The 26,518-nt window shown below is 39.3% G+C and carries 17 protein-coding genes; 4 read left to right on the top strand and 13 right to left on the bottom strand.

Annotation, left to right across the window (positions count from 1 at the left end; all coding sequences use genetic code 11):
• Positions 1 to 39 precede the first annotated feature (39 nt).
• The 4 genes from FHG85_RS04880 to FHG85_RS04865 all read right to left on the bottom strand — a co-directional run bounded on the left by FHG85_RS04880 (position 40) and on the right by FHG85_RS04865 (position 7,330).
• A complete protein-coding gene (locus FHG85_RS04880) occupies positions 40 to 3,234 on the bottom strand; it encodes a UvrD-helicase domain-containing protein (RefSeq protein WP_173073532.1) in 3,195 nt (1,064 codons plus the stop codon).
• A 127-nt stretch (positions 3,235 to 3,361) separates the two neighbouring features.
• Positions 3,362 to 5,950: an ATP-dependent chaperone ClpB gene (clpB, locus tag FHG85_RS04875; RefSeq protein ID WP_173073530.1), complete on the bottom strand. Its 2,589-nt coding sequence runs from the start codon at positions 5,948 to 5,950 to the stop codon at positions 3,362 to 3,364.
• Positions 5,951 to 6,174: 224 nt separating this feature from the next.
• Entirely contained in the window at positions 6,175 to 6,726 is a 552-nt protein-coding gene (locus FHG85_RS04870; protein WP_173073528.1) for a nitroreductase family protein, read from the bottom strand.
• Between the two features lie 103 nt (positions 6,727 to 6,829).
• Positions 6,830 to 7,330 (bottom strand): hypothetical protein, encoded by a 501-nt coding sequence (locus FHG85_RS04865; RefSeq protein WP_173073526.1) that lies wholly within the window; start codon positions 7,328 to 7,330, stop codon positions 6,830 to 6,832.
• A 797-nt stretch (positions 7,331 to 8,127) separates the two neighbouring features.
• Here FHG85_RS04865 and rocD point away from each other — a divergent pair.
• Positions 8,128 to 9,339: an ornithine--oxo-acid transaminase gene (gene rocD / locus FHG85_RS04860; RefSeq protein WP_173076764.1), complete on the top strand. Its 1,212-nt coding sequence runs from the start codon at positions 8,128 to 8,130 to the stop codon at positions 9,337 to 9,339.
• Between the two features lie 47 nt (positions 9,340 to 9,386).
• On the opposite strand, the gene FHG85_RS04855 is transcribed toward rocD, so the two are convergent.
• Positions 9,387 to 9,599, bottom strand: coding sequence for a DUF6485 family protein (locus FHG85_RS04855; protein ID WP_173073524.1), 213 nt, complete (start codon positions 9,597 to 9,599; stop codon positions 9,387 to 9,389).
• A 129-nt stretch (positions 9,600 to 9,728) separates the two neighbouring features.
• Here FHG85_RS04855 and FHG85_RS04850 point away from each other — a divergent pair, with 129 nt between their 5' ends.
• Positions 9,729 to 11,771 (top strand): hypothetical protein, encoded by a 2,043-nt coding sequence (locus FHG85_RS04850; RefSeq protein WP_173073522.1) that lies wholly within the window; start codon positions 9,729 to 9,731, stop codon positions 11,769 to 11,771.
• An 89-nt stretch (positions 11,772 to 11,860) separates the two neighbouring features.
• On the opposite strand, the gene FHG85_RS04845 is transcribed toward FHG85_RS04850, so the two are convergent.
• From FHG85_RS04845 to FHG85_RS04825, 5 genes are all read right to left on the bottom strand, one after another.
• Complete coding sequence (locus FHG85_RS04845; protein WP_173073520.1) at positions 11,861 to 13,063, bottom strand: 6-phosphofructokinase; 1,203 nt, start codon at positions 13,061 to 13,063, stop codon at positions 11,861 to 11,863.
• Positions 13,064 to 13,347: 284 nt separating this feature from the next.
• The gene (locus FHG85_RS04840) at positions 13,348 to 14,616 is read right to left on the bottom strand and encodes a thiamine pyrophosphate-dependent enzyme (protein WP_173073518.1); all 1,269 of its coding nucleotides are present in this window, start codon (positions 14,614 to 14,616) and stop codon (positions 13,348 to 13,350) included.
• Positions 14,609 to 15,733, bottom strand: coding sequence for a hypothetical protein (locus FHG85_RS04835; RefSeq protein ID WP_173073516.1), 1,125 nt, complete (start codon positions 15,731 to 15,733; stop codon positions 14,609 to 14,611). The genes FHG85_RS04840 and FHG85_RS04835 overlap by 8 nt, the downstream gene beginning before the upstream one ends.
• Positions 15,723 to 16,931: a CaiB/BaiF CoA transferase family protein gene (locus FHG85_RS04830; protein ID WP_173073514.1), complete on the bottom strand. Its 1,209-nt coding sequence runs from the start codon at positions 16,929 to 16,931 to the stop codon at positions 15,723 to 15,725. The genes FHG85_RS04835 and FHG85_RS04830 overlap by 11 nt, the downstream gene beginning before the upstream one ends.
• 10 nt (positions 16,932 to 16,941) lie before the next feature.
• Positions 16,942 to 18,384 carry a sodium:solute symporter family protein gene (locus FHG85_RS04825; RefSeq protein ID WP_173073512.1) on the bottom strand — a complete coding sequence of 481 codons (1,443 nt, stop codon included), beginning with the start codon at positions 18,382 to 18,384 and terminating at the stop codon, positions 16,942 to 16,944.
• Positions 18,385 to 18,624: 240 nt separating this feature from the next.
• On the opposite strand from FHG85_RS04825, the gene FHG85_RS04820 reads away from it, so the two are divergent.
• On the top strand, positions 18,625 to 21,552 hold the full coding sequence (locus FHG85_RS04820) for a cation:proton antiporter domain-containing protein (RefSeq protein ID WP_173073510.1): 2,928 nt from the start codon (positions 18,625 to 18,627) through the stop codon (positions 21,550 to 21,552).
• Here the strand turns inward: FHG85_RS04820 and FHG85_RS04815 are convergent.
• Complete coding sequence (locus FHG85_RS04815) at positions 21,549 to 22,013, bottom strand: YciI family protein (protein ID WP_173073508.1); 465 nt, start codon at positions 22,011 to 22,013, stop codon at positions 21,549 to 21,551. The two genes, FHG85_RS04820 and FHG85_RS04815, sit on opposite strands and share 4 nt — an antisense overlap.
• 147 nt (positions 22,014 to 22,160) lie before the next feature.
• On the opposite strand from FHG85_RS04815, the gene FHG85_RS04810 reads away from it, so the two are divergent.
• Complete coding sequence (locus FHG85_RS04810) at positions 22,161 to 23,309, top strand: DUF819 family protein (protein ID WP_173073506.1); 1,149 nt, start codon at positions 22,161 to 22,163, stop codon at positions 23,307 to 23,309.
• Between the two features lie 64 nt (positions 23,310 to 23,373).
• Here the strand turns inward: FHG85_RS04810 and omp85 are convergent, their stop codons facing one another.
• Entirely contained in the window at positions 23,374 to 24,726 is a 1,353-nt protein-coding gene (gene omp85 / locus FHG85_RS04805) for an Omp85 family outer membrane protein (RefSeq protein WP_173073504.1), read from the bottom strand.
• Positions 24,727 to 24,887: 161 nt separating this feature from the next.
• Complete coding sequence (locus tag FHG85_RS04800) at positions 24,888 to 26,498, bottom strand: YfcC family protein (protein ID WP_173073502.1); 1,611 nt, start codon at positions 26,496 to 26,498, stop codon at positions 24,888 to 24,890.
• Between the last annotated feature and the right edge of the window lie 20 nt (positions 26,499 to 26,518).

Here is a 26,518-nt window from a genome sequence, read left to right as displayed (position 1 = left end):
ATTTTTCGTAAAGATAACATTTATCGTAAACCATTTGACTTAGATTTGCTCATGACGGTTTAGCTGAAAGTACCATAAATATCCTTTCACATCGTCATATCCCATACTGGCAAGTAGCTTTTTGTAGAGTTGCACCTGTTTCTTGTGCTTTGAAGCCGGAAGACCAAACTTAAAATCTATAATAACGGCTTGTTTACTATTGATTAGGACTCTGTCGGGGCGGTAAACACTACCATCGGTATTAATAATTGATGCTTCGGTCTTAACCTCCCACTTATCGCTAAACCATTCCTTATAAAGTGATTCATTGAGTATCGACTTTAGGCTGCTGACTACCTCCTGTTTTTGATTGGTATTTAGGTATCCGTTCAGAATGGCCCAATCAACAGCATTATCAATGTCGTTTAAAGTGATAATTTTCGATAAAATGGCATGCATGGCTATTCCATGCTGCAAATCGCTCTCTGTATTAGATTCAATACTATCAATCTGAAACTGAGGCGCTATCTTACTTTTTATCGCATTTATCGGATAGCTTGCAATCACTTCTTTATTTTCATCTTGTGTCTGAGTCTTTTCAGAGTGCTTATCATCCTTTTTACCGTATAAATATATCCTTCCATTTTCAATATTCTTTACTTCTGGATTAATGCCTGTTTGGTTTGGAAGAGTTGAAGCAAATTTATTTTGGCTTAAAACATTATCTAATTCATTCTCTGAATTCTTCAGTTTGTCATCGGTTACAATAATGTAGAGTTCGTTTTTAGCACGTGTAAAAGCTACATACTGAAGGTTAATTTTATCAATCGTTTTATTGAACTTTTCTTCAATATGTTCTTTTTCAAAATAAGTATTAAGAAGCTCTTTCTTGGGAAGAATTGGGAATAATGGAAAATTATCTAAAATTTCATTTGACGTACTATCAGGTTTAAACCATCTAATATCATCATGAGGATCTCTTTGTTCTAACAAATCAGCATAAGGGAAAATGATAATTGGGAAACCTAATCCCTTTGATTTATGGATAGTTAGAATATTAATGGCATTATTTGATTGTGCCATTGTTAGCTTTTGGTCTTTTCCAATCTGGTCGTACCACTCAATAAACTTGCTTAACGATGATGTTCCCCTATAGGAAAAGTTAATTGCATTTTCGTGAAGCAGTGTCAGGTAAGGCAAATGCCCCTTAATAATGTTTTCATCAACAGCGAGGTACTTTTCAATTATTGCCTCAATCATGTTACCTAAAGGGTAGAATCTGATTGATGATAGCCAATCGAAACTGTCGGAATTTTCATCGAAAAAAACGTCAGCCCAATTGTTCAAATCGCGAACCTGAATTATTGAGTCAAATAGCAAAGCTTGTTCCTTTTGAAATTGAGCTATGGCAAGAGAGTCGTTGGGATTAAGTGCAATTTTGAGCGCAGCAATACACAGTCTAACTGCAGCCGATGCGTTTAGAGTTAGCACATCGTCGGAAACTATTTCGATAAAATTGGATAGCTCTTTTTCACTCTCTTTAAGCCTCAGAAGCAAGTCGGCCATCTCGCGCCCTTGAGCGTTCTTTCGAACCAAAAATGCAATATCGCCCGGGTTATAACCTCTTAGTTTCAAATCGATTAGCAAATCTTTAATGTAGGTAGTAAAAGCATCATTTGGGCTATCGGTTCTTGGGGGCAAAAAAGCCACCTCAACACAACCTTGTTTTTTTTCATCATCTACAACCTGTTCTACATCTCTATAAAGAGCATCTAAATCGATATCACTACTATCAGGCTTATATTTTGCGACAACGTTCTTAAAAAAAGCATTATTGAAGTACACAACTGTTTTTGTGCTTCGATAATTTTTAGAAAGGCTGATTATTTCTCTATTATAAAGTTGAGGATTAGCCTCTATATCGGCCATTATACGCCAATCACCATTTCGCCAACGATAAATGGACTGTTTCATATCGCCTACCACCATGCTAAGCCCATTACTTCCAATGCTATCGGTAATTAAAGGTTCAAAATTTTTCCATTGCATCTGCGATGTATCCTGAAACTCGTCAATCATATAGTTCATGTAACGAGTTCCAATTTTTTCGTACACAAATGGCGTATCGGATTGATTTACAAACTCATTTAGAAGCGAATTGCCATCCGACAGAAGCATTACACCATCATCTTTCAGTATTTCTCTGAACTTTAGGTAGAGCTCATTTATTATCATTAGCGTTGGCAGGTTATCGTTAATCGCTAATGCAGTGTTGTAGAGCTTGTAGCTACTGGACAAATAATTATAGAACTCCCGGTAGGCTGGCATTAATTGCTGCTCAACAAAGCCTTGCATTTTTTTAAGCTGTTCCTTTGTTAGCCATGCCGAAATATCGGAAGTTGCATTCTCATCTGCACTTTTAAGTTCAATTCTTTGAAATGGCTTTAACTCCGATAGCTTTACTAACGTTGGCAAAACGCCCTTAGACTTTTTAAAATAGTTCTGAAAGTTATCGCTATTAAGCCCATTAATTCCTGAGCTAAGAATTATTGAGATAATTTCATTTGCTCCCTTTTTTACTTTATCATATATCTCATCAATTAGGCGTTTGGTTTCATTTCTAAGTTCATTTAGGGTCGATTTATCGTGCAACCTCTTTTTTTCATCGGTGCTAAGCAATCTATATCGTTCATTGAAAAGCATCTTTCCAAGTTCAATGATATCCTTTTGAATGTTAGGCGATTTATTATCATTAAGCTTTTGTTCGATAAGCTTTGCAAAATGTTCAAATAGTTCGGATTGCTTGGTAAGCTCATCGAGTAAGCTATCGGTTGCCTTTTCAATGTAAGGCACATGCTCAATAACCAAATCATTGTTACCATGCTCTCCAAGTTCCCATAAAAGGTTTTGAATTATACGTTGAACAAAGCTGTCGATAGTGCTTATGCTGAACATCGAATAGTCGTGCAGGATTTTTGATAGGGCCGTTTCAGCCTGTTTTTTGATGAACTCCTTGTCCTTGCCAGTTTCCTCAACCAGACTCTCTAATAATTCATCCTTCTGGCCAGTTTTTATTTTATATAGATGATTGATAATACGTTCTTTCATTTCGGCAGTAGCCTTGTTTGTGAAAGTAACGGCAAGTGTTTCGCGATATGCGTTAGGATTTTGAATTAGCAATTTCAAGTACTCTGCAACCAATCGAAAAGTCTTACCAGAACCTGCCGATGCCTTATATACCTTAAGTTCACTCATACCAAATGTGAAATATTGGTTAACTCAAATAGGATTAAAAACCAAGTTTTTTATTAGCTACAACAAATATAAAAAAATAAAGCCGCCCTTTTGTGGACGGCTAATGTTAAATGCAGGAAAAATATTCTTATCGGAAAACGAGCATGTCGTCGCCAAAATAGTCAACAGTAATAGTTTTATCCCTGTTAATGGTTCCAGCCAGCAGCTGTTTTGAAAGCTCATTAAGAATTTTCTTTTGCATCACGCGCTTAATTGGACGGGCACCATAAACAGGATCAAAGCCAATATCGGTTATCCACTCTACGGCGCTATCGGTTATTTGAATGCCTACTCCATTCTGGGCAAGCATCTGCTTAATTTTCTCAAACTGTAACAGCACAATCTGCTTAATTTGCTCCCTGTTCAATGGTGTAAACATAATAATTTCGTCTACACGGTTAAGAAATTCGGGTCTGATACTCTGTTTAAGCATCTCAAATACTTGCCGACGAGTATTTTCAAACACCTGATCGGCATCCTTATTGCCAAGCTTTGAATAATTCTCCTGAATAATGTGCGATCCGATGTTTGAGGTCATTATAATAATTGTGTTCCTGAAATCTACAGTTCGTCCCTTGTTGTCGGTTAGCCTACCATCGTCGAGCACCTGTAAAAGTATGTTGAACACATCTGGATGAGCTTTTTCAATTTCGTCGAGCAGTACAACTGAGTATGGCTTATGCCTTACGGCTTCGGTAAGCTGACCTCCCTCGTCGTAACCAACATATCCTGGGGGCGCTCCAACAAGCCTTGATACCGAATGCCTTTCCTGGTACTCGCTCATATCGATACGAGTCATTAGGTTCTCATCGTTAAACAGAAACTCTGCTAGTGCTTTAGCCAATTCGGTTTTACCTACTCCCGTAGTACCAAGGAAAATGAACGAACCAATTGGTCGTTTTGCGTCCTGAAGTCCTGCACGACTCCGCCGAACAGCATCGGACACAGCAGCGATAGCTTCATCCTGCCCAACAACACGCTTATGCAGCTCCTCTTCGAGATGAAGTAGCTTCTCCCTTTCGCTTTGAAGCATCCGGTTCACAGGGACGCCAGTCCATCGGGAAACCACTTCGGCAATATCCTCGGCATCCACTTCCTCCTTGATAAGGGCAAAATCGGATTGAACCTTTTTGAGCTCCTCTTTAAGCTGCTCAATTTCGGCCTCAGCCTGTTTGATTCTTCCATAGCGTATTTCGGCAACCTTACCATAATCGCCATTACGCTCTGCCTCTTCGGCCTCGAACTTCATCTGCTCAATGCTCTGCTTAAGCTGCTGGATACGCTCAATAACATTCTTTTCACTTTCCCACTTAGCGCGCAGCCTTGTGCGCTCCTCGTTAAGTTCAGCCAAGGTTTTCGATAGTTCATCGAGTTTAGGCTTATCGCCCTCACGCTTAATTGCTTCGCGCTCAATCTCAAGCTGTTTTATCTTGCGTTCGAGCTCATCAATCTCTTCTGGAACTGAATTCATCTCGAGCCTTAGCTTCGATGCAGCCTCATCAATAAGGTCGATAGCTTTATCGGGCAGAAAACGGTTTGTTATGTACCTGTGCGAAAGCTCAACAGCTGCAATTATGGCCTCGTCCTTAATACGCACCTTATGGTGGTTTTCGTAGCGCTCCTTCAAACCACGCAGAATTGATATGGCATCGGCAGGTTGTGGCTCATCAACAACAACGCTTTGGAATCGGCGTTCAAGAGCTTTATCCTTTTCAAAATACTTTTGGTACTCATTAAATGTTGTAGCCCCAATGGCGCGTAGCTCGCCCCGAGCAAGGGCTGGTTTAAGTATGTTTGCTGCGTCCATGGCACCTTCGCCCTTACCAGCGCCCACAAGTGTATGTATCTCGTCGATGAAAAGGATTACATCTCCATCGGAAGCAATTACCTCCTTAACCACCGATTTCAGGCGCTCCTCGAACTCGCCCTTATACTTAGCTCCAGCAACCAGCGCCCCCATATCAAGCGAATATATCTGCTTGGTTTTCAAATTCTCGGGCACATCACCATTCACAATGCGATGTGCAATGCCCTCGGCAATAGCGGTTTTTCCAACACCTGGCTCACCAATAAGAATTGGGTTGTTCTTTGTTCGGCGCGAAAGGATTTGAAGTACTCGGCGTATCTCCTCATCGCGACCAATCACTGGGTCGAGCTTGCCACTTCGAGCCATCTCATTAAGATTGATGGCAAAACGGTTAAGAGCGTTGTAGGTATCCTCGGCGGTTTGGGAATCCACTTTTGCCCCCTTACGCAGCTCTGAGATTGCCTGCTTAAGCTCCTTCTCAGTAATACCAGCATCTTTCATCATCTGGCCAACCTGCTCGCCAGCGGCAACAAGCCCCAAAAGGATATGCTCAACCGACACAAACTGGTCGCCCATAGCTTTACTGTACTCCAGCGCCTTTTGTAGCACCTTGTTAGCACTGCTGCTAAGGTATTGATCGCCACCAGAGACCTTAGGCAACGATTCGAGCATACGATTCAAAACGGCATCAAAGGTTCCAGGATTTACTCCTAGCTTACGAAGCAGAAAGCCTGTAATGCTTTCGCCTTCGTCCAATATTGCCCGGAGTAGATGAGCAGGCTCAACAGCCTGATGGCTGTATCCCTGTGCTATCTCAACGGCTTTCTGAATTACCTCTTGCGATTTAATTGTAAAGTTATTTAAGTTCATAGCTTTATTCTCCTTTATTTTTCTGCATTAACTCAACAAATCTCCTGCCGAGAAGAAAAACAGGTCATTTTGTCTGTTCAACCAACGAAAACACCGCCTTTTTGTCATTTCTAAATTAAACATTAACCAGAAAAACACTTACTAGAAGACTTATATTCAATAACCTGTATAAACAAAAAAGGTTACCAAAAGGCAACCTTAAACCGTAAATAATAACGCTGGACTTAAAGAATCTTGGCCACCTCGGCAAAATCTTTTCTGGAACGCATTGATAGCTCCCGCTGCCTATTTTGTTCGCTAAGCTTTTCGATATCGCCATGCCGCCCAATGGCAACAACTGATGCTAAACCAAGATTGTAATCAATATCTAACACCTCTCCCATTGCAACAGCATCAAAGCCAGCCATAGCATGCGATACATAACCTAGCGCTTGAGCCTGTAATAATAGGAACGAGGTTGCCAATCCCAGGTCGTGCATTGCGTAAGGGTTCTCCTTCCCTGTTTTGGAGCTGTACTTGCGGTAGGCGCAAACTATAAGGGCGCCAGCGTTTTTCGCCCACTCCTGATTGGCAGGTGCTAGAGCACCTAAAACTCTTGCGAACTGACTCTCATTCTTACGGTTGACCACAAAAAAGAACCATGGCTGCTCGTTATAAGCCGATGGGGCAAGCATGGCAGCATTTATGATTGTTTTAATATCGTTGTCGTTTATGGCTTCGGGCAAAAATGCCATAACGCTCCTGCGATCTAAAATTTGTTGTAGAATAGTACTCATTATCAAATTGTTTTACAAATAGATACCAGTAAATTTAGGTAATTATTTCATTTCCAATTTTCAAGCGCAACGTTAAAGGTTTATGGTATGGAGGTGATTTTTTTCACTTTTCTAAGATTAACCTTCCTTTTGGATCAAAACTTAAAAGATCTCCCTTCTCGAAGGAACGACCATTAATGATTGCATCCCTTGATAACTTACATTTAGCCAACTTGCCGTTTACATGAAAGGAAACGGCTGCAGAACCACCAAAGAGCTCTGTCCAGAAACTGGCTGGTGCACAGGGCACACCTTGGATATCTTCCGGTTTTGCTAGCCAGGCTAAGGCCAACTTACCGTTTGCATAAAAAACAGTTTCCCAACCCCGATTCTCATCACCTCTGCATAAGTATCCCTGAATCTTAGTATTATAAGGCAGAAAACAATAAATTTTATCTTTTGTTCGCTTATTGATAATGGTTCCTTTAGGTAAAAATGATAGCAGCGAATCGTTTGCGATGCAGCTGGACTTGCCCCCCTGCTTGTTTTTAAAAGTCCTTTCCTGACTAAAGGTATTAATGGGAGATGTTAAAAAAAACACTACCAGTGCAAGGATAATTGACATTCTCATGATATTTTCCTCCCTACATTATGATTAATCAAAAGAATTATCACATTTTTCCTTAAAAGCTTATATGAGTTTACATAAGATAAGGTGCGTTAGAGGGAAAAGCAAGTTTTTCTTGAGATTTATCCAGTATCTGTCTGATAATGTTCATATTACATACACCTGCATACAATTTTATCCAGATGGTGCTCAATTTAATTATCCCACAATGAAATGAAGGTCATGAAAGTTCAATTAGTAAATGCGAAATATTTCTTGAATGATGTTGATGAAGGTCTGTTGATAATTGGAAATCAAAAGTCAATCCTCTCTTAAAGTATAACCAGTTTAGTAAATCATATCTAATGCGCACTGGTATCTGTATAATATTTGATTCTTGACTTTGAATAACTTGAGGTTCCATTGGTCCAATATAAGCCCTATGATACACGTTTGAAGTTCTCAAAAACCTAAACCTGTATTTATCCATACTTTATTTTTATCAACCTACTATATTGCAATCCCAATCTGATGACTTCACCGTTATCAGCATATCCAGCACCTTCCATCTCTGAAAATGGAACACATCCATTATTTCTAATGAATACATTAACTATGCATGCTGGGCGTTTCAGGTAAAATTTTGGGAAGAGCTCCTATTTTTATGTTTCTTAACATATTTTCAAAAGCAAGTTAAATCTTTGAAATTTGGTTAACAATCTTTAATCTTGCAAAAGGTAAAGGGGGTAAAGACTCAAAAAAGATATCTTTTAAAAAATCATCATAAAACCTAAAAACAGTAAGTTATGAGCAAGATGACACCAAAAGATTACATGGAGCGTGAGAGCAAGTATGGAGCGCACAACTACCATCCGCTGCCCGTTGTTTTGGAGCGTGGCGAAGGCGTATTTCTTTGGGATGTTGAAGGGAAGCGTTATTTCGATTTCCTTTCGGCCTACTCGGCTGTAAACCAAGGCCATTGCCATCCAAAAATCATAAACGCCATGTGCGAGCAGGCCAAGAAGCTAACCCTTACCTCTCGTGCATTCTACAACAACGTTCTAGGTGAATTTGAGGAGTATGTAACCAAGTATTTTGGCTACGATAAGGTTCTGCCCATGAACACAGGTGCCGAAGCCGATGAGACCGCTCTTAAGCTTTGCCGTCGCTGGGCTTATACCAAAAAGGGCATTAAGGATGGCGAGGCCAAGATTATTGTTTGTGAGAACAACTTCCATGGCCGAACCATCACCGTGATTTCAATGTCAACCGACCCCGATTCATACGGTGGATTTGGTCCATTTACTCCTGGATTCATTAAGATTCCTTACAACGACATTGCTGCATTGGAAAAGGCGCTACAAGATCCCAACGTTGCAGGATTCCTTGTTGAGCCTATTCAGGGTGAAGCCGGTGTTTTTGTACCCGATGAAGGATACCTAAAAAAGGCATACGACCTATGTAAGAAGCACAACGTGCTTTTCATTGCCGATGAGGTTCAAACAGGTATTGCCCGTACTGGTAAGATGCTAGCCTGCGATCACGAAGGTGTTCGCCCCGATATTCTAATTCTTGGTAAAGCCATTTCGGGTGGTGCCATGCCTGTTTCGTGCGTTTTAGCCGACGACGATATCATGCTAACCATCAAGCCAGGTGAGCACGGCTCAACCTTTGGTGGTAATCCACTTGCTGGTAAAGTTGCAATTGCAGCCCTTGAGGTTATCAAGGAAGAAAAGCTTGCCGAAAATGCAGAAAAGATGGGTAAAATTTTCCGCGACGAGATGAACAGCATTAAAAGCGATATGATTGAGCTGGTTCGCGGAAAGGGATTACTCAACGCTGTGGTTATCCGCAACAAGCCTGGTAAAACTGCATGGGATGTATGTGTTGCCATGGCCGAAAAGGGTGTTCTTGCTAAACCAACTCACGGAAATATTATTCGCTTTGCTCCTCCTCTTGTAATAACCGAAGAGCAACTACGCGAAGCTATTGGTCTTATCAAGGAGGCTTTCAAACAATTTGAATAGTATCCAAATAGATATTGAAAAAGGTGTCGAATTTCCGACACCTTTTTTTATCTTAAGTACCCAGTACCTCGTTCCTGAACCACTCGTATAAAATTATCAATCGACCTATCGTATCCACTCTCTACATCTTCAGGAAAGTAACATGCGGGTAGCTGGCCATTTTTACGATGATATGCCAAACAATCGCAGCAAACACCATGCTTACCACATGGATAGGTGCAATTACAAAACTTTGAATTAGCTTCCTTTTTACATTCCATAACCACTAATTTTTTTTACAAAAATAATTGTATCAATATAAATTGCAGTAAACTTTTAAATTAAATTGCTATCTAAACTTTGAATTTGCATTTTTGCATATTGAAACGAAGAACCAAATCTAACTAATTATGAAAAGATTATTAACCTTACTATCAATCTCATCTGTATTGCTTATGACACAATGCAAACAGGCCGATAAAGCCGATGTTTCACCCATTGGTGAGAATACGGTTAAAAAGGTAACAGCTGAGCTGGTAAAACAACATGGCGACTCACAAAAAGTGAGAATTGAAAAAGGTGTGGCACAGGTAGCCAGCCTATGGCGAGTGGCTGATGGAACCGAGGCAGATTTCGAAAATTTTTGCAAGGAGCAATTTGTTTCCAACGAAAAGGACCTTGACCTCCTTTTTAATAAGCTTTCTTACGGTTTTGAGATGCTAAACGGGTACTTCATTCTGCTGAGCAAAGAGCTTTTACGTCCGCTTCATCTCGATATGGGGCCAGTTACCCAAATCGATGAGCTATTTGGTTCGTATAATGCAGGTGCTCACCTAACCGACGACCTATTTGCAAATAAAATAGCATTCATCACAGCGCTAAACTTTCCATACTACAGCCTAAAAGAGAAGACTGAGCTAGGCGAAAATTGGAGTCGTAAACAGTGGGCCTATGCCAGAATGGGCGATATGTTTACTAGTCGAGTACCCGCTGAGCTCATTCAAAACTTCTCAACCGTAAACACTAACTCCGACACCTACATTAGCCAGTATAACATTTTCATGGGCAACCTGGTTGATGACCAAGGCAATACCATGTTCCCCTCCGACCTAAAACTAATCTCACACTGGGGCCTTCGCGATGAGCTAAAAGCTCAATATGCCGATAAACAGGATGGTTTAAAAAGACAGCAGATGATTTACCAGGTGATGAAACGCATCATCGAACAAACTATTCCCACCCAGGTAATTAACAGCGATGAATACCAGTGGAATCCGTTTGAAAACGTTATCCTTAAGGATGGCGAAAAACAAGAAGCCACACCAGAACCCAATACACGCTATCAGCACATTATCAATCAGTTTAAAGCATTAAAAGCAATTGATAGCTACACACCTCAAATGCCAACCTATATCCAGCGCAAGTTTGAAGGTGAGTTTGAACTTCCCGTTGATGATGTTGAGAAGCTATTCATAGAGCTAGTTTCCTCAAAAGAAATTAGGGAAACTGGCAAACTAATAAGCAGGCGATTAGGACGCCCTCTTCAACCATTTGACATTTGGTACGATGGATTTAAGGCACGTAGTGGTATCCCAGCTGAAAAACTTGATGCCATTACAACAAAACGTTTCCCCAACACTCAGGCATTCGAAAAGGAGATGCCAAACATATTAACCTCATTAGGTTGGAGTTTCGATAAGGCTAAGTTTATAGCTGAAAGGGTTAAGGTTGAGTCGTCGCGTGGCGCTGGACATGCTTGGGGAGCAGAGATGCATAAAGATGTTGCGCTACTTCGCACTCGTGTCCCCGAAAGCGGGATGAACTATAAAGGGTTTAACATTGCCATGCACGAGTTTGGCCATACCGTTGAGCAAACCATTACCCTCCACGATGTAGATTACTACATGATGCATGGTGTACCCAATACCGCTTTCACCGAGGCATTAGCTTTCGTATTCCAAAAGCGCGACCTCGACGTACTAGGAATGAAGGAAGAAAATCCTAACAAGGAATACCTTGCAACACTCGATAACCTTTGGTCGTGCTACGAGATTATGGGTGTATCGCTTGTTGACATCAACCTTTGGAAATGGTTATATGCACACCCCGATGCAACTGCACAGGAGGTAAAAGAAGCAACTATAAAGATTGCTAAAGATATTTGGAATAAATACTATGCCGATGTTTTTGGTAGTAAGGATGAACCAATACTAGCTGTTTACTCTCATATGATTGATAACCCACTTTACCTTTCGGCATACCCAATTGGACAACTAATTGAATTCCAACTTGAGAAACAGTTTAAAGGACGTTCCTTTGCCAACGAGGTTGAAAGAATATTCTCCCAGGGAAGGCTAATTCCTCAGCTTTGGTTAAAACATGGTGTTGGCGAAACGCTATCGGTTAAACCAATACTTGAGGCCTCCGATGAAGCATTAAAAAACTTAGAGTAGTTTGATTCTTACATATAAAAAAACAGGCCGCCAGAAATAGCGGTCTGTTTTTATTTTAAGTGATAATTTAAGCTATAAAAACTCCTCTCCTATTCACTAGTCATTATAAATAGCGGCTGCATCTCAAAGCTCTTATAGAATGGGCGCAAACGTTCTGTGTTGTAATATCTATCGACATTCACAACCTTTTTCTTGCTAACCACAACATCAAGGGGCATGTCGTCGTATCTACCGTTTTTAAGTACAACCAAACGACCGTGAACACCTTTAAGTATTAGGTCGAGTGCAAGATTTCCGAAAGCCATAGGAACAATTGAATCTATAGCATCGGGCTCGCCACCACGAACCAGATAGCCAAGGTTTTGACTAATAATATTGATAGTTTTCCCCTTATTAAACTTAGGGGTAAGTTCCTTCACCTTCCTTGAAACAATATCGCCTATCCCTCCAAGTTTAGCATGACCAAAAGCATCACGTTCGTTATTCTGGAAAACCATTTCTTCTAGCCCTTCGAATGTTGCCCCCTCGGAAACCAAAACCGTTGAGTAGTGGCTTGGATTTTTAAACCTATCCTCAACCAGAAGCTCTGTTAACCTTTCAATGTTAAATTTATATTCAGGAATTACACACCGGTTAGCAACACCCGCCATGGTAGGGAGCATGGCAGTAAAACCTGCATAACGGCCAAACACTTCCATAACCAGTATTCGCTCGTGTGAACCAGCAGAGGTTCGAAGCATGTCGGTGAGCGCAATGGTTCGTGTTACGCAAGTACTAAAACCGATACAGTAATCGGTGCCAGGAACATCGTTATCCATGGTTTTAGGAATGGCAATAACCTTAAAACCTTCCTGGTAAAGCCTAACCCCGTAGCTAAGAGTATCGTCACCTCCAATAGGTATCAGGTAATCAATTCCTAGATATGCAAGATTCTTAATAACCTCAGGAGTCAAATCGTTTACAGGCTTGTCATATTTATCTTTCAGATGCTCAGGAACATTATCTTTGGCAACCTTTCCAGGATTTGTTCTTGAGGTATGTAGGAATGTACCTCCAGTTCTAAAAGCTTTGTTAACTCTCTCCTCTGTCAAAACCTCAAAGCATTTACTGTTGTCGGCATCCTTGTTTCGGATTAGCTCAATAAGACCAGCCCATCCCCTTCGGATTCCTATAACTTTAAATCCTTCACGGAGTGCTCGTATAGTAATTGCACGTATTGCAGGATTTAATCCAGGTACATCCCCTCCTCCTGTGAGGATACCAATTATTGGCTTTTTTCTTTTTTGTTCCATAACACCTATTTTTTAAATTAAGACAATTAAATATAAGGCATTGCGAGGGGAATGTCAATAAAAGATTTATCAGAAATAATTTTCATCTCTATAGATAAATAAAGTTCCAAGGGTGGAAATTGATATTAAAGAAAAAAGCTCTCTGTGTTAATCGTGAAATAAATTTCAGTACTTGTTAGAAGAATTATTTTTCAAGGAACTTGAAATTTCAAAAGAAACCTAAAGAGAAAGGGCGCCTAAAGTAAAATAGACACCCTTTTTAATATAACCACTCAAATATTTAGCTAAAACTGAAGCAAACTTTCAATACTTACCTTTTTCGAAATCTTATTTGAAAGAAATACTTCCTTCATAGCATCGATTGGGAATAGTTTTTCATGATGAACTATATAGAACACGGCATACAAAGAGCTGGTACGAGCACCAAGCTTTTCGCGGAAAGGCACCCTAATAACCTGGGCCCCTGTTTCTGGAACATCTAACGAATCATCGATATATAATTTACCAGACGTCATCTTTGCAGCTGTGTTTCTAGCAAAGTTCAAACCATCGGCTGAAGTTATTACAAGAATATCGGGATTTGTAGAACCTGTAAAAAGGATAGGTTTAGGAGATAAGATAACATCCGAAGCAGAGAAGCCAACTCCAACTGTTACCGGATAGCTACCCTTTTTAGTGGTGTTTAATCCCGAGAGTATTCCAGCCTTAGCAAGAAACTCGGCTGCCGACTGAACCCCCTCACCAGCAGAGCCAGAAATTAAAATGCTAACTGGCTTTTTAATTTCACTTTGATATTTTGGTTTTATTTCAAGCTTTTCGGAAATCAGGCTCTCTGTATTCTCTTTTAATGGTTTTTTAAAGGAGTGCCCCTTACCGTCGGCAAAAACTTTCACATTCCAACCCGCATTCTCAACCACTTGTGAGAGTTTGATTCCAGGATTTGATTTCACACCATAGCTGGGGCAAATTTCCATAACCTCAACAAGCGAAAATCCACTTGATGAAAAGGCCTTAGCTAAAGAATCGGAATAGTCGCCAATGCCAATAACACGCTCAACATATGATGCGCCTGCAGCAACCATTAGCTCACAGATATCGTAGCCCTCTTTTGAGCTACCTTCGGGAAGCGTGGGAGTTTTAAATCCACAAGGTGTAAATTCCGATGGCTGGCCACCAGTCATTCCGTAAAGCATGTTATTATGCACAACCACTGTCATATCGAAACCTAGATGTGCGCCACCAATCAAATGCTGCATTCCAATGGTAGCACCACCATCGCCGGTGAATACAATTACCTTTTTCCCAGGGTTATTCAACCCTGCAGCAATTCCAGCAGCTAAAGCCGAGGAGCGACCGTGCAAACCATGAACAGTATGTGTAAGAAAACTCTTATCCACAATACCATGGCAACCTATATCGGTAACCAAAACAACGTCGAGGGGGTCAACGTTGAGCTTTTGTAAAGCCTTTTCTGTATTCTTAGCTACGAGTGCATGACCACAACCTTTGCAAAAAGGTAGTTGGCTATCGGTTAGGAAGTTTTTACTATTCATAACGCATTACCTCCTCAACAATTTCAGATGGGTTAATCATTTTAGCAATTCCGTTAACACCAGTAACTCCTTCTCGACCAGCAGCGCCAAAAAGCAACTGACGGAATTGACCTTTTAGGTTCTCCTCAACCACAACCACTTTCTTATAACGCTGAATTATATCGATGTAAACTTTTGGAATGGGGAGCAATGTTTTTGCAATAAGCAACGACACCATTTTACCCTTATTTCGAAGTTCAACAACTGCTTCACGGGATGCAAGCGAAGAAATGTCCCATGAAACAACAAGAGTTTCAGCACCTTCCTGCTCGTCAAAATCGTATAGGGTATAGCTATCAAGGTGTTTATTAACCTTCTCTTCTAAACGTTTAGTGTTATTTATTGCTTCAGGAGTTGAATTCTGAAGAATTCCTCTAGTATCATGAGTTGAAGCAGTAATTCTGACCTGATGTTTATTTTGGCTAACTGGCAGAAAATCTGAAACTAATGATTCATCGGCTTTGTAAGGGAAATACTGTCCTTCGCCCTCAAACTGTTTAACCTTTTTGGGAGCAATTTCAGGCAGATCAGACCAATCGAACGATTGCTGTGTCATTACCATTTCCTTAGATGTAAGCAACACTACTGGAGTTCGTAGCTCAATGGCAGTATGAACAGCTTTAGCTGAAACTTCCCAACAATCGTGGTAGTTACTGATTGAAAAAGTGGGTAATGAGTAACCGCCAGACATGGTTCCAAAAACTACATTCAAATCGCCTTGAGCTCCTCTTGTAGCAGTACCAGTAGCAGGCCCTAGTCGCTGAACAAGAATAATAACCATTGGTAGTTCCATCATGGCTGCCATACCTATCGACTCAACCATGAGCGCATATCCAGGGAATGAGGTTGCGGTTACAGGAACGTGACCCGAAATGGCAAAGCCGCTCATCCACTGCAGTGTAGTAATCTCATCGGGAGCAGCCAACATGGTTGGAAATCGCTTGGTTGCATATAGGTAAAGCAGGTTTGCAGGTGTAATGGGATACCCCACAAACGTATCGGCACCAGCTCTGACTAATGCCTCAGTTATTAACCTTGACCCATCGATAAAGGCTAGGTTCTTTTTATTATCGTGCATATACAATCTTTTTTTCGATTAAACTATCAATTTCTCTTGATGTATATCCTAAAGTGTCGCGAAGTATACTAACAGTATGCTCACCATAATGAGGTGGCGCTTGTAAATCTATAATGTTGCTTTTATCAAAGGTAAAAGCAACAGTTCTTAATCCTTTTATTGGCATTCCAGAAGAAGTTTTACCCTCCATAACGAGTTCTTGCACCTCTGGTATTTCAAAAACCTCTTTCATGTTGTAAACACCTCCAGCAGGAACAGCATTCTTTTCAAACTCCTTCAGCAGCCAATCCCTATCAAAATTACTAATAAGGCTTTGAATGGCATCATTGCACTCCTTACGATTCTTAACCCTATTAAAGTTGGTTGCAAACCGCTCATCCTTTGCCAATTCTGGTTTTCCAAGAATTGAACAAAGCAATGTAAACTGCTTATCGTTTCCTACTGCAATAACAATAGGTTTATTATCACGCGAATAAAAAATCTTACCGTAAGGAACGATATTTGGATGCTCGGAGCCCATCCTTTCAGGTATCTTATTACCCACGAGCCAATTAGTAGCCTGATTTGCCAACGACGCTACTCCCGATTTTATAAGGCTGGTTTCAATAAAAGTACCCTCACCTAATCGTTCCCTGTTAAGAAGGGCAAGCAAAATAGCCTCCTTCAGTTGATGACCAGCAAGCACATCCATTAATGCAACTGGCATTTTAACGGGTTGTCCATCGGGTTCACCATTCATATAGGTAAAACCACTTTCGGCCTGAATAATAGCATCGTAACCTGCCCTCTTGTTCTTTAAGCCATAGCCTGTTATTTGCGCATAAATAATCTGTTTGTTATGCTGCTTAAGGGTGTTGTAATCTACCTTTAATTTTTCGGCATCACCAGGCTTATAGCTTGCAAGCACAATATCGCATACCTTGGCTAAACGGTAAACTACATCTAAGCCCTCTGGTGATGACAAATCGAGAGCTAAAGACTTCTTTCCCCAGTTCACACAGCTGAAATAACCCGAAATATCAGTATTCTGGTCCTCAGTTGGTAATTTCCATGTTCGGGTTACATCGCCATTGGTATGAATATTTTCAACTTTAATAACAGTTGCCCCCATTTCGGCCAGCGCAACACCAACACTTGGTCCTGCTAACACATTAGCCAGCTCTAGTACTTTAATCCCAAAAAGCGGTCCTCGTTGCATTGTCAAATTGTTAAGCTTTTACAAAATATTTTCTTCTGATATATCCAACAAGTATTGATAAAAGAGAGAAAATTACTGCGCCATATGTTTTATCAAGGTGGAACCAACCTAATTTGTTAGCAAGGATACAAACGAAAACAGCAATTGTACCACCTATAAATGCTAGTTTTACGGTGAATACATCAATCCAGCCTCTTAAATAAATACCTGCAATAATCACAATAGCCCCAATTGCTCTAATTGCATAGCTTACGTATGCGGAGTCTAATACCCCAGCTCTGAAGTAAAGGGCTAATGGTATAGTTATCAAGCTGACAATGATAACTAACCTACGAGCTATTTGAAGTACCTTCTTCTCATCGGCTTCGGGGTTAATAAAGCCGTGATATATATCTTTTGTAGCAATTGTAACAACAGCGAAATTCACAGGGCCCACTGTTGAAAGGATAGCAGCAAGAATACCAGCAAGAGCTAAACCGCCTAGCAATGGATGAATGAACTCAGGGTTAACCAACAAGTTAGTCATGGCCAGCTTAGCAGTGAAACCTTCGGTTCCAGCACCAACGTTGAAAATACCTGTGGCAGCAATTAAACCTAACAAAGCGCTCATTATTCCAAATGGCGCAATATAAGCACTTGAAAGAATAGCTGCTTTTTTGGCAACTTCGGGGGTTCTTGCTGCAAAAATTGGTTGAATACTAGCTTGAGCTGCCATACCTCCTAAAACACCTCCCAACAGCAAGCTAAAAGCATCGCCTAAACTAACCCCAAACGGATTATAAATGCTGCCTGTTGCCCCTTTTGCTGTAAGTAATTCCTGTAAGTGCCCAAAACCACCAATTTTTGTAACTCCTATTACTGTTGCAATTCCAATACCAATAAACATTACTCCAATATGCAGAACCGATGTTATTGCGAGGGCATGCATTCCTCCAACATAGGTATATAAAGTAATCACACCTGCTGCAATTATTACTGCATATACCCAATCGATATGAAAGATTGAGCTCATTACACTAGTAGCCGTTTGCAATTGAACATATGCAAGTGTGATGTATGCAATAAGAAACGCAATGGCCGAAACCCTTTTAGCATGAATACCGAACAAATGCTCAAGCATTTCGCTAACCGTATGCACGTTGTTTTTCCTATAATGTTTTGCTACAGTAAAACCAATGATTATCATGCCAAGCGATGTGGCAATATTATAAAGAATAGGTTCAACAGAAAGCTTATTAAAAGCTTTTTCACTCACACCAATTGTACTCATTCCTCCTAACCATTCTGCTGCTACTACAACTGAACACAACAGAATCCCAAGATTCCGACCTGCAACCAAATAATCGGCAACTGACCTTGATGCAACTTTTCGGGTTAAAAACGAAACCCCTACTACAATTGCAAAATATGCAATTACAATCCAAAAGTAAATGTTTCCAAGAAGTGCTTCCATGAATTAAATGCTTTTAAGTTAGATTTTAGGTTATTGTTTCGACTGCCAAATTAATCATAATTTCATCACATTATTCAATATTTTTTAACATTTTTTTATCAACTTTTGATTTTTAGTATAAAAATGTAACTAAAACAATAAAAATCATCAAATAATTCTACATCAATATAGATAGAATTATTTCAAACTAATATTTGACTTGCATAGCAAATTTTGTAAATTGCTTAAAAATATTGAGTTATGCGAAGAATTCTTTTACTCCTTACCGTATTAATGGGTGTATCACTAATAACAAATGGAGCAGTTTCAATTTATACAACAAATACTACATTACCCACAAATGAGCATACATCTATAACACAATCACAAAATTCCAAAGATACGCTTGATAAAGAAGAAGTACTCTCAGAAAGTTCACATGAAAAGCACAGCATAAACTTGGCACCTCTTTTCTTTATCATTCTATCGCTTTTTATTGGTACCGCAACACGCTACCTGTTTAGAAAAGGTCCACTACCCTACACTATTCTTCTTTTAATATTCGGATTGATACTTGGAGCCCTAGCCCGATTCGACATTCTAAACACCTTTGACTTAAATTTAATTGCTGATTCAATTAATTGGGCAGGCAACATTGACCCCCATCTAATACTCTACCTTTTCCTGCCTACACTTATTTTTGAGGCAGCCTATTCGTTGCACATACATACTTTCAAAAAATCACTTGGTAATGCAGTAATACTAGCAGTTCCAGGAATAATGGTTGCCATTCTAATCACATCTGCAGCGATAATGTTAATGAAGAGTTTTGGCATTGGGCTGAACCAATGGACTTTTCTACTGGCATTACTTTTTGGAACCATTATAAGCGCCACGGACCCTGTAGCAGTAGTTGCTATTTTAAAGGAGGTTGGTGCCAGCAAAAGGCTTTCAACCATTACGGAGAGTGAATCGATGCTCAACGATGGAACAGCCATCGTTATTTTTATGGCCATTTTTGGTTTAATTACAGGAGAGGCTGCCAACGGTAATGCATTTATAGAATTCTTAAGGGTATCGCTTGGAGGTGTTTTGGTTGGTGCAATAATTGGCTGGGGAATTTTATCATGGATAAAGCGTGTATTCAACGATGCTTTAATTGAAATTACTGTTGTAATTGGCGCAGCTTATCTCTCATTTTTTCTTGCGGAATCCATATTCCATGTTTCGGGTGTAATTGCAGTTGTTACGCTCGGTATTTCGATGGCAGGACCTGGAAAAACAAAAGTCAGTCCTGGTGTTACACACTTCCTGCATGAATTCTGGGAACTTGCTGCATTTATAGCCAATACACTTATCTTTATTATTGTGGGTGTGGTAATTGCATTACAAGTAAACTACAAAATAAGTGATGTAATAATTCTATTTCTTGCCTACATCACAATCCACATTGCTCGGCTTGGTACAATCTACATTTTTTACCCATTAATGAAAAAAATAGGCTATGGTATTTCATTCAAAGACTCAATAGTACTTTGGTGGGGTGGCCTAAGAGGTGCAGTTGCTCTAGCCTTAGCACTTATTGTTGCTATTGATTCAAGAATTCCAATTGAACCACGCAACCAACTTCTATCGCTAACAGCAGGTATTGTTCTTCTTACTTCACTAATTAATGCAACTACTGTGCGTTGGCTAATTGATAAACTTGGGCTCTCAAAAGTTGACAATATCAAGATAAGCCTAATGAAACAATCTCTTCTACAGGTTAAACTTAGCGGGGAAAAAGAGATTGAAAAACTTAAGAGTAATAGATATATGTCGGGTGCCGACTGGAAAAGAGTTTCTGACTTTCTGATTGATAACAGTTTAACTGAAGAAACGCCAGAAAGTTTTGATATAAATGATGCTTTAATTGAAACCAGAAAACGACTCCTTCAAAAGGAAAAAGAGAGCTATTGGCGCCAATTTAACATGGGTATGCTGAGCTCCGATGGTGTCCATCTTCTCTCCGACCAGATTGATGTTCTACTTGACTTTGGTGGAAAAATCCCCCTATCAGAACGACAGGATATAGAGAAAATTTGGAAAGCACCTAAAACATTATCTAAACTACAGAACTTGCCTTTGATTGGAAAGATATGGAAACGACGATTTATTAATCGCCTCACTCTTAGCTACGACTGCGCAAGAGCATTTGTTGCGGCTCAGGAGGAAAATCTGAAATCGTTATCGAGCCTTGCTATTGGGCTTTCAATTGGCGAATCTGATGATACAAGCAATAATGATTTTCTTTCCATGCTTGAAGATGAGATAAATGCTAATCGACTAACTGGGCAAACCTTCTTGCGGAATCTAAAGGAAAAATACCCCGATATCAGAACCAATATCGAGACACTCTTGGCTTCGAGGTCGCTCCTGAATCAGCAAGAAGAGATGATAGAAAAGCTTAAAAAGCAAGGTCGTCTTGAGCCCGACGAAGTAACCCAAATTCAATCTAAAGTTCAAAACCTTTTAAAGAGACTTACCGATACCTCAACCGAAAAATATACAAATCTTAAAGTTGCGGAAACCATTAAAAACACACCTGGTCTTGACAAAATTAGTAGCGAAGCAGCAAAACAACTTATAGCCAAGAGTCAAATCAAATTTTTCCCCGAAGGCGCTGTTCTTTTAAAAGAAAAAAGTAGTTCAAAAAGCGTATTCTTAATAATAAATGGTACCATTAACTACTATAGTAATCAGAAACTTTTGGGAGTAAAGGAAAGTTGCAATACTTTCGGGTTTTATGAATGGCTTACCTCGAGTAAAATAAGACATACAGTTAAAGCAGAGACCCCTGTTTCTATTCTAATAATAAGCTATTCAACAATTAATAGCCTATCAAAAAAATATCCTGAAATATTAAACCCATTCAAGTTTACTGCATCAACTGAAATTGCTCTTGAACTTCTTAAAAATAACGAGAACTACAAAAACCTAACTAGCCGAAAACTCAGAAAAATCATTAGCAATGCACAGCTTGAAATAATAAATGATGAGGAAAAGCATCGATTTGAAGGTTCTTCCTGCATTCTAGTAAAAGGTGAAGCAATAGTTGAGAATGAGGACACGCTAAGCCATGCACCCGCTATACTGAGTGAATGCAATGTTAGATGCAAAGACGATTCAATAATTATAGTAATACCCTAAGGCTTTTTGGCTTCAACTAGTGGTTGATATTTCCGATAGGTTGGAAGGGCTGCAGGTCCATACCAGAAAAAGAACTCTGGGTCAAATAAACCATATTTTACAGCGGGGTTTTTCATCATTAACTTTTGTGCCTCTTCTGCCTTATTTGTATTTAAGATGTAAAAACTTCTATAGTTCTGGGTATTTTTACCTAAAGGGCCAGTTACTATTAAAAGTCCTTTCTCGGTAAGCTCATTTATAGCATCTATGTGACCTTTATAAAGCCATGAAAGAGAATCGCGACTTTGAATTTTCTTGGTACCAGTTTTTAACATTACCATCACATACCATTTCATTCCATACTCATCAGCTCCAAGTGAATCTGCCAATTTTTTATTAAAATTTGAAGCTGGGGTCTGCCCCTGAGCTTGACCTGTCAAAGTAAAAAAAACTAGAATTGCAGAAAAAACATACAACCTCATTTTATAAGAATTTTAACCCCATTTTTTGAATATATAAAAATCAAGGCAATTTAATTAAATAGTGTTAATTATGCAACTTTTTTTATAACCAAATTATTTGTCATTTTTGTAGCCGTTAGGTAATGAAATTAGTTAATAAAAGTATTTATGATGACTGAAATAATTCTTGTTCTTTTCTATCTCCTATCGCCTTTTCTTATTTTACATTTGTGCCATAAATTCCCTTTTGTAAATAAGTTAGGTGCGGTGTTTGTTGCATATTTACTTGGGCTTATAGTAGGTAACATAGGAATCTTGCCAGAGTCTGCATCAAAAATCCAAGAACTTTTAACAACTTTAACCATTCCACTAGCGCTACCGTTGCTTCTGTTTTCTGCAAATATAAAGCAATGGAAATCTATAGCAGGGAAAGCCTTACTATCACTTATAATAGGAATTTCATCGGTTATTGTTCTAATTGTTATTGGCTTTTTTGCATTTAAGGGGAAAGGTATGGGTGAGCTTTGGAAGGTAAGCGGGTTGCTTGTAGGTGTGTATACTGGCGGAACCCCAAATTTGGCCTCCCTTAAAATGATGCTAAATGTTGATTCTGATGTTTACATACTTACACACACTTACGATATGCTCATATCGACCGTTTATTTGGCTTTTTTAATGACTATTGGGAAAAAATTCTTTTCTTTTTTCCTTCCAAAGTTTAACGATGACACTTCAGAAGAGGTTGAATATACAAATGGGAAAGACCCTTATTGGGGCATCTTTAAACGCGAAATATTCAAACCACTGCTCAAAGCCTATGGCTTAACTGTTCTTATTTTTGCTATTGCAGGTGGACTTTCGCTTTTAGTTCCGAGAAACAGCCAGGTTGTAGTTGTTATTCTAACTATTACTACACTCAGTATTATTGCTTCTACATTTAAACAGATAAATCAAATTGAGAAGACCTTTGAATCGGGTATGTATTTGATTCTGATTTTTAGTGTTGTTGTTGCTTCGATGGCCGATATAAGTAGATTTGCTGGGCTAACTCCAGGATTATTTGGCTATATTACATTTGCTGTTTTTGGTTCCCTATTCCTGCAAGTTGTTTTGGGCAAGCTATTTAAAATTGATGCCGACACCACCATTATCACCTCAACAGCACTTATCTGTTCCCCACCTTTTGTTCCTGTTGTTGCTGCTGCTATTGGAAATCGTAAGATTATTTTAACTGGGATTTCTGTTGGAATTATTGGTTATGCAGTTGGTAACTATTTGGGATTTATACTGGCAGAAATTCTTAAAAATTACTGCTAATACAAAAAAGCTGCCTCAAATGGAATGTATCCATCAAAGGGCAGCTTTTAGTTTATAATTTTTTTTAGAAAAGGAAATTTAACCCGATGTAGGTTCCTGATGTCCCATCATCACTTTTCATTGCCCTACCATGGTCTACAGCTATAATAAAATTCTGGTTCATAACTATTCTTAGCCCAACACCCCAACTAGTATGTAGCTTATCATTTTCGGGTGAAAAATAGTCTGAAACGTCATATCCTGCTTCGGTAATAGTACTTGGGACATCAAGTTTAACCTTTTGAACAACCTGCCCGCCATCTAGAAACGCATTAAACGATAGGTAAAAATTCTGGTTAATAAACTGAAAGCGAGCAAATTTCCATCGCAACTCTAGATTTCCATAAGCAATACCATCACCTACCACACGGTTTCGGATAATCCCTCTTAAACTTTTAGCACCCCCAAGACCTTCGCTAACAGAACCCCGAAGAAATAATGTAGTCATATTTGGTTGTAGATAAAAAGGACATTTCCCAAATATTGTTCCCTGGTACCCCAAACGGTACACAAACGATAGCCGTTCAGGAACTAAAGTGAAATACTGACGATGAATAATGCTAAGCTTAGCATGCTCATACTTGCTTCCAATCCCTAAAAATGAAGGCGCATAGGTTACTACTGCCTCGGTCCAAACACCTTTCATCGGATTTGGCTCATTATCGCGAGTATCGTAAACAGCACCAAATTTAAGGTATGTGACAAATCCACCATTTTTTTCGTCCTCATCAATTAATCCCCAATCAACATATCGTTTATATAACCCTCCATCAACATAAGGAAGTTTATCGGCTTCATCTTTACCCTTGTTCAGCTTATCAATATCAACTGTATCAACCTTAAAATCATAAAATCCAATTCCAGCAACCCAACCTAACTTATCGTTCTTAAACTTTCCTTGCAAATCGGATGTAAAACGGGTTAGCTTTCTATCGTACTTGTAAAAAGCGCGGCTACGATAAAAGGAGCTTTCATCATCAGCCCAATCCATATTATAAACCGATTCATAACCATTAAAACCATAAAAGTCGTACATTTTGTCGGTTAAATAGGCTAAATCGGCTGTTAAACGGATACCTGGTATTACATACTTTGAGTCGTAAAACAACCTGTTTATACCGCTGCCCTTTGTAAATCGGGAGACCTCAGCATAAATATTATGCTTGTACTTAGGATAAATACTCCCATCGCCATAATGGAAAAGATTAACAAGGGCGCCGTACTCAAAACCTAAGTCGGTATCATAGGCTACAACTGGCAAACCACCAAAGTTCCATCCAGATTTTGCCTTCTCTGCTTTCTTTTCATCGGCTGTTTCCTGCGAAAATGCGAGACTAATAGGAAATAGCATCGCAAACATTAATGCTAGATTTCTCATAGGTATAGTTTTAGGTTTCCCCAAATCTAAGGAAATTTTATTAATGAATATTAAAGAGATAAAAAAATCGAATTTGATTAAAATGCTATGACGACAACAAGCATTAAAGAACTTACGCTTCATAAAAAAGGCTGTCAGTGTTTGACAGCCTATATCTCTTTTTAGAATCCGCTTAACGGAACGAAAAGTGTTGGGAGCAATAGTAAGAATCCAACGATTATAAGGATTATCATTAGTGGCAGAAACCATTTAAACCACTTGTTATAGGGTATTCTTGCTATGCTTAATACACCTACCATTACTCCCGAAGTGGGAGTTATAAGATTAGTAAATCCACCACCAAGCTGATAAACGGTTACTGTTGTCTGCCGACTGATACCAATTAAATCGGAAAACTGCGACATTAAAGGAATGGTAAGCGCAGCTTTTGCTGAACCTGACGCAATAACCAGATTAAGCAAATTATAAAACACATACATGATTGCCATGGATGTAACCTTTCCATAGCCCATCATGGCTTCGGCAGAGTAGTTTAAAAGCGAATCAATAATTCGTCCCTGTTCTAAAATAACAACTATTCCACTTGCCAATCCAACAACAAGTGCTGCAGACATGATATCCTTTGCTCCAGCAATAAACGATTTTGCAAGCTCATTTGCACTTTTACCAAAGGCAATTCCGGCGGTTAAGCCCATAACCAAGAACAAGGTGGCAATCTCCTTTATATACCAGCCATACCCCATTACACCAACAATAAGAAACACGATGGTAAATAGCAAGATGTTAACAATAAAAAGCTGAACGGAGTGACGAAGAGCCAATATACCAACAACAAACCATACTACAGTTGCAATTGGGATTATGGGTACAGAAATAGAGCTTTGCCCTATAACCAAATGACTCACTGGATAATAAAACGAGAATAAAGCAAAAACAATTCCGAGAGAAATAAAAGTAGCCCAAGCACTCTTTCCTGGTTTTGTTTTAGTTCCATTGTCTTCGTGAGCGGCTTTATGACGCCAATATTCGTCAATTTCATAAACTGGTGAAAGTTTTGGGTTTTTCTTGATTCGGCGGGCATACCACAACACGTAACCAATACCAATTGTGTTAATTACAACCCAAATAATAAACCTGTACTCAATACCTGAAAAAAGTTTTATTCCCGAAAGCCCTTGAGCTATTCCAATTGTAAAAGGGTTAAGTAATGCACTGGCAAAACCTAAACCAGCACCAAGGAAACATAGGCTAATCCCAACTATTGAGTCATATCCCATACTAATGGCCAGTGGCACAAAAATCACCACAAAGGCTATCGTTTCCTCGCTCATGCCAATAACAGCTCCAAAGAAGCTGAAGCATATCATTATTAGGGTGATGACTATGTTGTCGACACCTATGATTTTTAACGGTTTAAAACGTTCCAACCTTTTGGTAAAATTCAAAAAGGAGAGGATGGCCACATCTAAAGCCTTACTCTCGTTAAGCAACCAAAAGGCACCTCCAATCATAAGAATGTAAAAAATTATGTCGTAGGTTCTTTTCATGCCTTGGAAAATGGAAGTAAACACCTGCCATGTTTGAGGTTGGTTATCAACTTTATGAAAAGAACCAGGAACAATAACCTCCCTATCAATGCCATTCACATTTTTAATTTCGCGGGCAAACTCACCACCGGGTACAAACCACGTTAAAATGGCAGCAAAAACAATTAAAGCAAAAATAATTACATAAGTGTGAGGAAACTCTCGTTTTTTCTTTTCCTGTGCCATAATATTTGCATTTAAGTTTA

The sequence above is a fragment of the Tenuifilum thalassicum genome, assembly GCF_013265555.1.
In the GTDB taxonomy this organism is placed as follows: domain Bacteria; phylum Bacteroidota; class Bacteroidia; order Bacteroidales; family Tenuifilaceae; genus Tenuifilum; species Tenuifilum thalassicum.
Note: the sequence above shows the minus strand (reverse complement) of the source record. Positions and strands in the feature narration are given on the sequence as shown.